The organism is Psychromonas sp. (genome assembly GCF_041586535.1).
Classification (GTDB): Bacteria; Pseudomonadota; Gammaproteobacteria; order Enterobacterales; family Psychromonadaceae; genus Psychromonas.
Window position 1 is genome coordinate 1 of record NZ_JBFGZY010000145.1, and the last position, 9,981, is coordinate 9,981.

The following is a 9,981-nucleotide window of genomic DNA, read 5'->3' on the forward strand; positions in this document are numbered from 1 at the left end:
AGTTTAAAAAAACAGCACCAGCGAGAGCCCAAATGGTCGCAGGTAAGGCAAATTTTTGAAGATCTAGTGGGCCTAAATCGAAAAAATTTAACGCAACATGCGACCATTTGGGCCTCGCCCTTCGGGAGCGCCTAAAAATCGCTCATTCTGCGTTGTGTCAGCTCGAAAGAGATCTCTATTCCTTCGCCAACACGCCTTGCCTGAGCGATTTTTAGTCAGCTCTGGCGTTCGTTTTTTAAACTATATGGTGCTCTAGCATCTCGGCACAATTTACCTTGCTGGCTTTGCATCTTGAAGTATCATGGGTATAAGCATTACAAAACATGGCTGAAGCGAAGTTTTAGACAACTTTTTCACCTTATTTAGCCCGAGCATCTCACACGCAAAAGGCGTGATACTATCGCCAAAAGAATTTATTAGACTCCTCGCATTCTCTCCTGATTCTGAAAACAGGGCAAAGTGTAAAAGGGTAGTCTTCTAATCGTTTACTTATACCTCAATCAAACCGCAAACGATGTACATACTCTCTGCTCCGGCCGCTATCCAATATCACCACAGCACGCAGGGTGAATACTCCCCAACCTCTGGTGGTCAATGGATGGCCAGGCCGAGATGCATCCCCCATTCGTTCAGAAGGGTTAAAAGTCGGATGCAGCAGGTATCGCACACTGACAATCCGTTCACGCGCTTCGCTGGGGCCAGAAATAAAAGCTGTCCATTGGTACCAGCTTCGGCCCGACCGCTGTTCAATAAAGCGCGCGTTGTTAACCAGGAGCAATTGCTCGAATACCTGCTGGTCAGTCATCGCGCTGTCGGACCAACCGAGTTTGCCGCGCAGCCATTCCTGGAAGCTGTCTTGCAGTCGTGCGATCCCCATACTCGTGGCTCGTTCCACCACCCCTATGTCATCATCCAATTCAAACAGATCCCTACCCTTGTATGCATTGAGCACTGATCTCAGGCTCCCTATTTCTTGCAGATACATAGCGAACATCTTAGCGGTGGCGTGCCTGACCTGGAAAAGCTGCGCATCGTCTAACTGCCCCCAATCCATGCTTAGCAGCGCTTCGAGCGCCGGAACGTCACGGGGCTTGAGGAATGGGATGCGCCAGTGGTCACGGCGGAATCTACCTGCAATACGGTTACCATCCAGCATTTTGAATTCCTCAAACAGCGCTGCACTCCCCTCGTTTAGCCAAGGTGGGGCATATGGCAAATTTTGATCCAGAAGAGCATGCATGACCTCGTGACCCACAGTGCCGGCTCCACCCGATCGCCACACGCTGACACTGGCATCCAAAGGAAAAGTATAGGCCCAGGTCCCGCTCGATATTTGCAAATCATGCTCTTCGCGGGCGTGTCGCTGTAGTTGTTCTCTGGTGTTGAACAGATATACAGTGATCAGAGTACGGGGCGGCTCCAGGCCGTATTGTCTAGCGAGGCGTTGCACAACCTGTTCCATCAACGAACTGATAAACCTCAGTTCGTCGTGCTCGTAGTCACCGGTTACCAAAAAGTTGTCACCGGTAAATACTCGCTGGAAACCGCGCCGGTGCAGACTTTCCACAGCCTGCTGGATATTGTGCCGGCTGAACAAGCGCCTTTCGTATTCAAGCGTGACCTCAGGTGTCATCTGCGAATGTTCATTTTTGACAAGCTCTTCTTGCATGGAGCCTTTTCCTCCAACAAATGCAATAGCGGTACCCGGTGGCACGTAGCGAGCCAACTGCTCTCCCCAACACTCGCTCGCTGCACGACTGATCTGATTCGTGTCCTCCGAGCTTAGCCCACGGTAACGCGCCGGAAGTTTTGACAACGCGTCAGCACCAGGGGTCGGGCACAAACACGAAGCCAACATGAAATCCGATTGCAGATTGCGGCGTCCTTTGAGCCACAGTTCACGGCGGTAGGCGCGTAAATCCTCGACCATGCGGTTTTGGTCCTGGTTACAGGCACCGCTCTCATAGCGTTGACGCAGTTCGGTCAAGCCGGCCTGAGATGGTATACTAAATCCAGTGGTCGAGATAACGGCGATCAGTAAAACCCACCTGATTATATACATGGTTTTCATTTCTCCTTCCTCGCCGCGCATTGAGGCCCATCGGGATCAACAGCACAATCGAAACCATCATTCACTTCGATTTCGACATTCGGTGCTATATAATCAACACTTTTTGCACCTGGGTATGTGCCAAGATAGATTGATGTATCCTGAATCTCGATGCGATGATTGGTAACTATGGAGGTGATGATCAGAACGGTGCCCAAACTTGCTAGGATGATACCCGGCGAAGAACTCTGCACAGACAATTTCACTAAATTACTGTCCGCCCCAATAGATGACGTTGGCTCACGCAGGCGACCCAATATGAAGGAAGCCCCCACCAGACAGAGAATCATGCCGGTGACAAAACTCAGGTAGCTGACCCAGATACGCGACATAAGCAGCACGTTGCCCTGATGATAGCGGCGACTCAGAGCCTGAGCCTCCAACGCGGCATACACGGACAGTGACTCCGCCCCTTTGGCATCAGGTTGTTCAGGAATGGCGGCCTGCAGGCGTTGATAAAGTTCCGCTCCGGGTGGATCTGCGATACGGGCATGAAGGTAGACCAACTGCACCAGGCTGGCGATAAAGAAAAATACGGTCAAACCCACCAACATACGTCTCATCAACACTTCATAAGTTCCCCATTGAGGGCGGGGGTAAGGTACTGAGTGGTCCGCGCGCGCGGAACCGGTACGCTGTTTTTTCCCCGAATTGTTCACCATATCATTTTCTCGCGGTGTTTTTCCTAACCGTGTATTAATTGTCATTCGTACTAATACAAATACAATATGTGTACTTGGTAAAACTTAGACCATTCCAATCTTTAAAAACAGTTTGCGGCATACATAACTTAGCGCTATTTATTTTATCTCTTTTGCCGTAAAACCTCGTCCTTTAGGGCGGATATAAAGCAGAGTTTGTTTTTGCTTAATATGTTCAAAAAATACCGTAGGGTATGCGCTATTTTAAGTCTATGGAGTACACATCAGACTTGGTGGATTGCAAGTTTATGGCGCACGATGTACTACTTTCTTGTTTTGCGGGCTTGCTGCTGGTTTACCAAATCTACGCAAGGCCTTGTAATAACCTGATGCCCTCAGATTTGATACTCCGTCCTCCTTACAAATATCTTTAAATAACTGATCTGCTGCTTTTCTGTGAGTTCTGGAGCTAAGCTGTTCAAGCCTCATTAACTGATAGAGCGCATCATGAACCAGAGACGCACGCATATTTTGGTCTGTATCAATGACAGGACCCGAAGGACCATCCCATGCATAGCCTTCCTTAACCAGCAAATTTCCATTAGTGTCCAGATCAATAAAATCTGTTTTTATAGCAGAATTTGGTTTGATTGGAATATCGATCTTGTAACTGCTTGCCAGCTGGTATTTATAGTCAGCTCTATAGCTGATAAAGCCTTCTGTAACCATTTCACGACTCCTCTTCTTTGATGTTTAACTGAAACACGATGTCGCCGTTACCTGGAATACCGGCGTAGCGTTTGTCCGAGCTAAACGCCCTTGTCAGGCAAGACGCAACTCCTTCAAAGAGGCCAAAGCGTTTGTCCCGCTTATATCAGGATTGATGCTCAACTCAAGAATAGTGACTCCCGAAAGATCTACCTGATAATTTTCAATTTCACTGGTTGAACCTTCGGGGCTGAAGTTCCACTGCTGCCTTATAATTTCCCGGTACGATAGACCACCGTCATTAGACCAACGCAAAATAAATTCTTGCGTACGTATAATTTCCGGCTCTTGAAAGTTCAGCCTGATCCATTGGATTCTCTGAGGGTCGTCGAATCGCAGCCTGATCATCTGTTTTCCTGGCTCTAAGGCACACCACTCCGATACTTTACCAGGCAACAGTGCGGACTCGATTGGAAATGCATCGTCCTCTGAAGTGACTTCAACTGCCGCAAGCTTCTCGATATCCAGCCATTTCCGAGAAGAGTCAACGTCTTGTTTCTGATCTAATTTGATAATTTTCTTGCGCATCAGGATACCTTCTATACTGGAAAAATCAGATTAATATTATTTAACTGCCTAATCTTATTTTAGCCGTCATTCACACTAATACACATTTACAATATGCCGATTTAATTCCATTTCCGGATAATAGAAATGAAATACTATTTAATATCATAAAGTTAACTTGTTCAGTTATACAGTGCAGGTAGCTTTATATAGTGCAAGGCAAATCTTAACTATTAGAGGGAGATTTAACCCATCAATAACTGTAATAATCATTGTGCAGTATCGATTCGCTTATTTAAAGCTGACAGCTCACCCGATTGCTTGGGATTATTAGGTCTTTTTGCTATTTACTCTCATCTATTTCTTGAAGCTCGACTATTATTACATGCGTATCCGTTATTCCAATATTTTCCCCCACATGACTTTGAGCAGCAACCCAGTATGTTTCTCCTTCATTTTTCTGCACGACCAATTCCTTCCCATTACCTAAAATCAATTTTCGTTTAAATGGTGACAATGCATAAACGATGCTGTCAGGATGATTGTGCCTATTCGTTTTGTCTCCCGGTTTATCCCTGTATTCCATTACCCGAACCCTTTCATTTTGAAAAACAACTTGATACTTATTTGAATCAGTTACTACCGGATCCTCTGCGAGAGCATAATTCGACAACCACAACAAACTTAAGCCAAGTACACTTTTCTTCATTTTGTTCGCCTTATTGAAGTATGTATTCTATATTGCCCGACTGTGTATTAGTTAATATTCAAACTAATAGCCATTCACCAAAATATGTTTATTGGATAGTAAGTTAGACCATATCTGTCATTACAAACTTTTACCTGGCTCACAAAAATGAGAAAACATTAATTTTTTGCTTGGGAAAATACAGGAATCCGGAGCAGTTATTGCCTTGTACAATAGTGAATAGTGCAAACTGTGCTTTATGCTGAGTAGTTTTTTTCTGGTATTACCATTGGATAATTAAAAATCTTGCCCCTAAGCTTCTTGCCTTTGAAATTTGCTGGTTGTTTCTTTTTGCCAGGGAAAGTCTGCTTAAACTGATTTTGCCGTTGTGAATTTTGTTATCTGTTTGATCTTAAGTTTGCCACGTCGACTTGTGCACTTGCATTACGGGCAGCAGCGGCAACCTCTTTAGTTACGACAGTTTTACCAATAGGTGCAATTGAAATGCCTGCAAGTTTTAAATGCTGTAAAGCAAATGGAATTCCGATAATTGTGATAAAGCAGGCGAGCGCTGAAAACAGATGACCGACAGCCAACCAAACCCCGGCAAAAATGAACCAGAGAAAATTTCCTAACATTCCTAAACTGCCCGTTCCAAGGTCTTCGAATTGCGTTAACTGATTACGAGGGATAGCCTCTTTGCCAAAAGGGAAAAAGGAAAAACCAGCCATAACAAAACAAGCTCTTCCCCAGGGAATACCTACAATACTGATAAAAGCCAACAACCCGAAAAAGAACCAGGCTAATCCCATTATTACGCCACCAAACATAAACCAGATTAAATTACCAATGAGTCTCATTTCACTTCCTTTACTAAAATAAAAAAGTTGCTGGGTTACCTAAACAGATAACTTCCAGCTTAGCTGCGGACAAGGCACAAATACGCTTTCAACACGATACCTCTTTACACTACCAGAAACTGAAGTTAGGGCCCGTTTATCTTTCCTCGCATTATGTGTTGAGGACCGGCCTCTCCACCAAGGTATTTTTCACCCGTAATTTCAAAACCACCTTTTTGATAACAAGCTTGTGCAGCCCGATTGAGACAATTAACCGTCAGATAAATTGAATTATATGCTGAGTAATTTGCCTTCAGGTAAGAAAACAATGCTTTTACAGACGCGGTTCCAATCCCCTTGCCCTGATGATTTACGTCAATTACAAATGTCCTCAAAGCAATTCCGTTGTCAGCGCAAAACTCATGGGTAAATGCGTAAGTAATATCAATTTTGAAGAAACCAACAACTTCATCATAAGACTTAATTACATGGAGGTGAGTTGTGTCGTTACCATCAGCTAAGAACTCTTCAGCTGCTCCTGCAAATTTCATCTGCTCTTCCGCTAAAGTAATTTTAAGCACACTTTCGATGTGCGCGTCGCTAAGCTTTTCTATGCTAACCATTATCTTCCGCCTTTATTAGGGTATGCTGACCTTTCGAGTACAAATTTTGTTCAATCTAAAAGCGTTCTGAGCAAGGTGCGAAGAGCGAAGCATAGTTGTTCTATGTAAACGACAAGCAACGCAGCGCACTTTTAGATGAACCCGCAGGGCAGCATTTGTTCGCGCGATCGTATTCGTTATCGCCAGCTTATGAAGAGTAACTACACTACGCAGGCTCTGCCTTGTATAAAATACGAACAAACCGCTGCAAAAATGCACGTAAAAGGTCAACAGACCCTAATAACATCAAGACCAACATCCCATGTCCGGTCATCGTTATTGTTTTGTTTTTTCGGGTGGGAATTGAATCCACGAGACGATAACCAATAAGCCGAATGTGGTATATATAAAGGTAAACACCCAATCAGGAGCTTGATAATACAAGATACGTTGTAACCAGTATTGAATAAAACTACCGGAATATTGTGCTTCATTGATTTGTTCACGCAGCCACATTTCAAACGTTGTTAGCGGACATATTAACCCTAACCAGGATTGAACAACAACAAAACAGATACCGGCAAGGTGAGTTAGCCTGAACCACCAATTACGGATCCATACCCACTTAAGGTATCCACCAATCACAATTAGGATCAGAGCTAGAATCACAAAAACAACAAATGAAAAGTGAATAAACAATATTGTATCTGCGATATATTGATAAAATTTCATCACGCACCTTAGAACGCTTCGGCCCGGCTTGGTAACTATACCCATGATACTTCAAGATGCAAAGTCAGCAAGGTCAATTGTGCCGAGATGCTAGAGCACCATATAGTTTAAAAAACGAACGCCAGGGCTGACTGAAAATCGCTCAGGCAAGGCGTGTTAGCGAAGGAATAGAGATCTCTTTCGAGCTGACACAACGCAGAATGAGCGATTTTTAGGCGCTCTAGGCATAAAATTTCAGTATAGTTATTCTACATAGAGGTGTTATAACAACGCAGCTTGGTGCAATTTCCCTTGCCCTACGGGGCGCGAGCTCGAAAACCAGTGCTGCGTTGCACCAATCGAAAAGGGAATAACCATTACCTCATGTTGCGCCTTGCTCTGATTTCCAAGCTCGTGCCTGACAAAGCATTTTGAAGTAACATAGGTATATATCAAGTCCGAAAGGCGATCTGATTTACGGGGCCTCTTTATCCTCATCTTGCCAGAGCCATCTGCCTTCGACCTCAAGATGAAACGTCACACTGAGAAAATAGCTATTAAGACAATCATTCCCGGAACGACTAATTTCCTAATGTATCAGTCATAATAAGCGTTCTTATTAATGTTGCCAATATGGGTGTATAAATATGACCGATGACAGTTTATCACCTGTCGCATCAGCAGTACTTTTAGTTAAATGTTTACAAAAGCATTGCTGATGCCTGTTTCTGCTTTTAAGCCCTTGCTTGATTGACGTACAAAAGCTTACGGTTGTTTCTGATTAAGAGCTGCTTATTCTGATTTCGAATATTAGGTATAAATAAGCAGTTACACAGTTTTTATTGGGCAGCTCTCAAAGTCAGATAAATAACTATAAACGAGAAAACGGTCCCATCTGTTATACACCTTTGCCGCAGCAACTACTGCCTTTTTGTATCGGAGGGCATTTAACTGTGCCGTAAGAACAAAATACACAGCAGTCGCCCGGTAAAGGTTTCAACACATAATGACATGATTCGCACTCATAGAACCACTGGCAGTAATCTGTGGGCATCAATTCAGATTTTTGATGGCCGCATTCAGGACAGGTGATCGTAGATTCTAAAATCAAATCTGGCATTTATCTTACTGTAAAGGTCAACTAATTTTGAGCAGATTTGCGTATTCAAGAGGCAGTGATCCAGAGAATCAAAGCATCTTTTTCACTAATTGAAATGAGCATATGCCCCATATTGGCATCATAATAGACGGAATCACCTTCATTTAAGTTGACCGGTTCATAAAACTCTGAAAAGAAAGTAATTTTACCGGATAATACTAATAAAAATTCTTCGCCATCGTGACGAATCCAGTCCGAATAATCTGCAAAATCACGTGACCTGACCAATGACTTGAACGGCATCATTTTTTTGTTGCTTAACTGCGTAGCCAGTAACTCATGCTCATAGGTCGAAGTTGGATGGGGTTTCCCCTCTTCATTGCGGGTAATATCACGACGACCTGTTGCGCGAACCTGCTTAGGCGGAGCAAACAGCTGAGGAATATCTATCTGTAAACCGCTAGTCAATTTTTGCATTACCTGAAAGGTTGGCGATATCTGTTCATTTTCTATCTTAGATAAGGTTGAACGTGCTAAACCCGTTTTTTTACTGACTTCCTCTAACGTTAAATCAAATGACTTGCGTATCTCTTTTAAACGCTGTCCGAGTTTAACGGGTTCTATTTTTTCATCTCCCTGATCCTCAGAAATTAGCATCGATGGATAAATATCTTGCTGAATAAGCTCTGTCATTACTGCCTCTTTTGCCTAGCTATATATTGAACGTCATTAATAAAGCGTATTAAAAAAGGTTCAAATCGAACCAGGAAATAAAAAGTTTCCTTTAGGAAACTTTTTCCAAAAAAACAATGGAATAATACACTCGTCACACATATAATAACTTAAATTTTTAAGCTTTATCTAAAAAGTTGCTGAAACACCATTATATCCCTCAATGATTAACCATTGTTTATCTTTGAGTAAGGTAAAAATAAGCATAAAAAACCTGATTAGACAGCGTTACACTTAATTTTAAATCATTATTTGGTAATAAATTTCACTATCGGAAACTTATTTTTCACCAAAAGCTAAAATTCAGTGACAATCTCTCTGGTCACATACGCTTAAATTGTAGCTAAGAAAGGTTTTCGGGGTTTTGACCGGTCAATAACTCTGCTATGGGATTAAAAAACAACTGACAGTTGATTCGAACAAGATGATGATACGGATGAGTCACACTGTATAACAACTAAATTTAGCTATTGTCATCGTTTTATCACGAGGCAATGGTCTTACAATATTTTACATAAACAAAGAGTAAAGGGGTTAACATGGAAAACGCATTAAAATTCACTGATACGCATGAATGGGTACAGGATAACGGTGACGGTACTATTACTATGGGTATTTCAAATCAGGCGCAACAACTTTTAGGTGATGTAGTATTCGTTGATCTGCCGGAAGTTGGCGATCAAACCGAAGCCGGGGAAACTTTTTCATTAGTCGAGTCAGTTAAAGCAGCTTCTGATCTCTACGCACCTGTTACAGGTGAAATAGTGGAAATTAATGAAGAGCTGGAAGACAACCCTGAATACATTAATGAGTCTCCTTATTCTGCAGGTTGGATTGTCAAAATTAAACTCGCAGACCCGAGTGAACTTGATAACCTGATGTCGAGCGATGACTACCACGCAGCCAACGAAGAATAATTAACGCAGTAAATACAATGTGATTAAGTAAACTTAATGATTACCTGTTTATTTAAGTAGCGTAAATCAATGTTAGTTTTTTGCTAATTTGTGTAATTAAAATAGCTAATTACACAAATAAACTCGGTACATTCAGCCAGTTAGGCAGACTTAAACCAAGAGCAAAAATTAATGGAATTGCCTAAATTAGGCGGCTGTAAACCCGCCTTAGTTTTGTTCTAATACCTAGGGTCTGTTGACCTTTCGAGTACAAATTTTGTTCAATCTAAAAGCGTTCTGAGCAAGGCGCGAGGAGCGAAGCATAGTTATTCTATGTAAACGACGAGCAACGCAGCGCAGGACGCTTTTAGATGAACCCGTAGGGCAG

11 protein-coding genes are annotated in these 9,981 nt (G+C 42.7%); 1 reads left to right on the top strand and 10 read right to left on the bottom strand.

Annotation, left to right across the window (positions count from 1 at the left end; all coding sequences use genetic code 11):
- Nucleotides 1-496: 496 nt before the first annotated feature.
- The 10 genes from ABZA00_RS14445 to ABZA00_RS14490 form a co-directional block, all read right to left on the bottom strand.
- Nucleotides 497-2,071 (bottom strand): pYEATS domain-containing protein, encoded by a 1,575-nt coding sequence (locus ABZA00_RS14445; protein WP_372882865.1) that lies wholly within the window; start codon nucleotides 2,069-2,071, stop codon nucleotides 497-499.
- A complete protein-coding gene (locus ABZA00_RS14450) occupies nucleotides 2,068-2,817 on the bottom strand; it encodes a hypothetical protein (protein WP_372882866.1) in 750 nt (249 codons plus the stop codon). The genes ABZA00_RS14445 and ABZA00_RS14450 overlap by 4 nt, the downstream gene beginning before the upstream one ends.
- A 240-nt stretch (nucleotides 2,818-3,057) precedes the next feature.
- Nucleotides 3,058-3,480, bottom strand: coding sequence for a DUF1353 domain-containing protein (locus tag ABZA00_RS14455; RefSeq protein ID WP_372882867.1), 423 nt, complete (start codon nucleotides 3,478-3,480; stop codon nucleotides 3,058-3,060).
- 93 nt (nucleotides 3,481-3,573) lie between these two features.
- Nucleotides 3,574-4,047, bottom strand: coding sequence for a hypothetical protein (locus ABZA00_RS14460; protein ID WP_372882868.1), 474 nt, complete (start codon nucleotides 4,045-4,047; stop codon nucleotides 3,574-3,576).
- Nucleotides 4,048-4,369: 322 nt separating this feature from the next.
- On the bottom strand, nucleotides 4,370-4,735 hold the full coding sequence (locus ABZA00_RS14465; protein WP_372882869.1) for a hypothetical protein: 366 nt from the start codon (nucleotides 4,733-4,735) through the stop codon (nucleotides 4,370-4,372).
- Nucleotides 4,736-5,112: 377 nt separating this feature from the next.
- Nucleotides 5,113-5,574, bottom strand: a complete 462-nt coding sequence (locus ABZA00_RS14470; protein WP_372882870.1) for a YccF domain-containing protein — start codon at nucleotides 5,572-5,574, stop codon at nucleotides 5,113-5,115.
- 125 nt (nucleotides 5,575-5,699) lie between these two features.
- Entirely contained in the window at nucleotides 5,700-6,176 is a 477-nt protein-coding gene (locus tag ABZA00_RS14475; RefSeq protein WP_372882871.1) for a GNAT family N-acetyltransferase, read from the bottom strand.
- A gap of 315 nt (nucleotides 6,177-6,491) precedes the next feature.
- Nucleotides 6,492-6,887, bottom strand: a complete 396-nt coding sequence (locus tag ABZA00_RS14480; protein WP_372882872.1) for a DUF2784 domain-containing protein — start codon at nucleotides 6,885-6,887, stop codon at nucleotides 6,492-6,494.
- An 877-nt stretch (nucleotides 6,888-7,764) separates the two neighbouring features.
- Nucleotides 7,765-7,986: a GDCCVxC domain-containing (seleno)protein gene (locus tag ABZA00_RS14485; RefSeq protein ID WP_372882873.1), complete on the bottom strand. Its 222-nt coding sequence runs from the start codon at nucleotides 7,984-7,986 to the stop codon at nucleotides 7,765-7,767.
- A gap of 45 nt (nucleotides 7,987-8,031) precedes the next feature.
- Entirely contained in the window at nucleotides 8,032-8,658 is a 627-nt protein-coding gene (locus ABZA00_RS14490) for a helix-turn-helix domain-containing protein (RefSeq protein ID WP_372882874.1), read from the bottom strand.
- A 578-nt stretch (nucleotides 8,659-9,236) separates the two neighbouring features.
- Between ABZA00_RS14490 and gcvH the strand changes: the two genes are divergently transcribed.
- Nucleotides 9,237-9,614 carry a glycine cleavage system protein GcvH gene (gene gcvH / locus ABZA00_RS14495; protein WP_372882875.1) on the top strand — a complete coding sequence of 126 codons (378 nt, stop codon included), beginning with the start codon at nucleotides 9,237-9,239 and terminating at the stop codon, nucleotides 9,612-9,614.
- Nucleotides 9,615-9,981 lie beyond the last annotated feature (367 nt).

Coding starts and splice junctions, on each gene's coding strand:
- ABZA00_RS14445 (WP_372882865.1), bottom strand. CDS start 2,071: ATGAAAACCATGTATATAATCAGGTGGGTTTTACTGATCGCCGTTATC.
- ABZA00_RS14450 (WP_372882866.1), bottom strand. CDS start 2,817: ATGACAATTAATACACGGTTAGGAAAAACACCGCGAGAAAATGATATG.
- ABZA00_RS14490 (WP_372882874.1), bottom strand. CDS start 8,658: ATGACAGAGCTTATTCAGCAAGATATTTATCCATCGATGCTAATTTCT.
- ABZA00_RS14475 (WP_372882871.1), bottom strand. CDS start 6,176: ATGGTTAGCATAGAAAAGCTTAGCGACGCGCACATCGAAAGTGTGCTT.
- ABZA00_RS14460 (WP_372882868.1), bottom strand. CDS start 4,047: ATGCGCAAGAAAATTATCAAATTAGATCAGAAACAAGACGTTGACTCT.
- ABZA00_RS14485 (WP_372882873.1), bottom strand. CDS start 7,986: ATGCCAGATTTGATTTTAGAATCTACGATCACCTGTCCTGAATGCGGC.
- ABZA00_RS14465 (WP_372882869.1), bottom strand. CDS start 4,735: ATGAAGAAAAGTGTACTTGGCTTAAGTTTGTTGTGGTTGTCGAATTAT.
- ABZA00_RS14470 (WP_372882870.1), bottom strand. CDS start 5,574: ATGAGACTCATTGGTAATTTAATCTGGTTTATGTTTGGTGGCGTAATA.
- ABZA00_RS14480 (WP_372882872.1), bottom strand. CDS start 6,887: ATGAAATTTTATCAATATATCGCAGATACAATATTGTTTATTCACTTT.
- ABZA00_RS14455 (WP_372882867.1), bottom strand. CDS start 3,480: ATGGTTACAGAAGGCTTTATCAGCTATAGAGCTGACTATAAATACCAG.
- gcvH (WP_372882875.1), top strand. CDS start 9,237: ATGGAAAACGCATTAAAATTCACTGATACGCATGAATGGGTACAGGAT.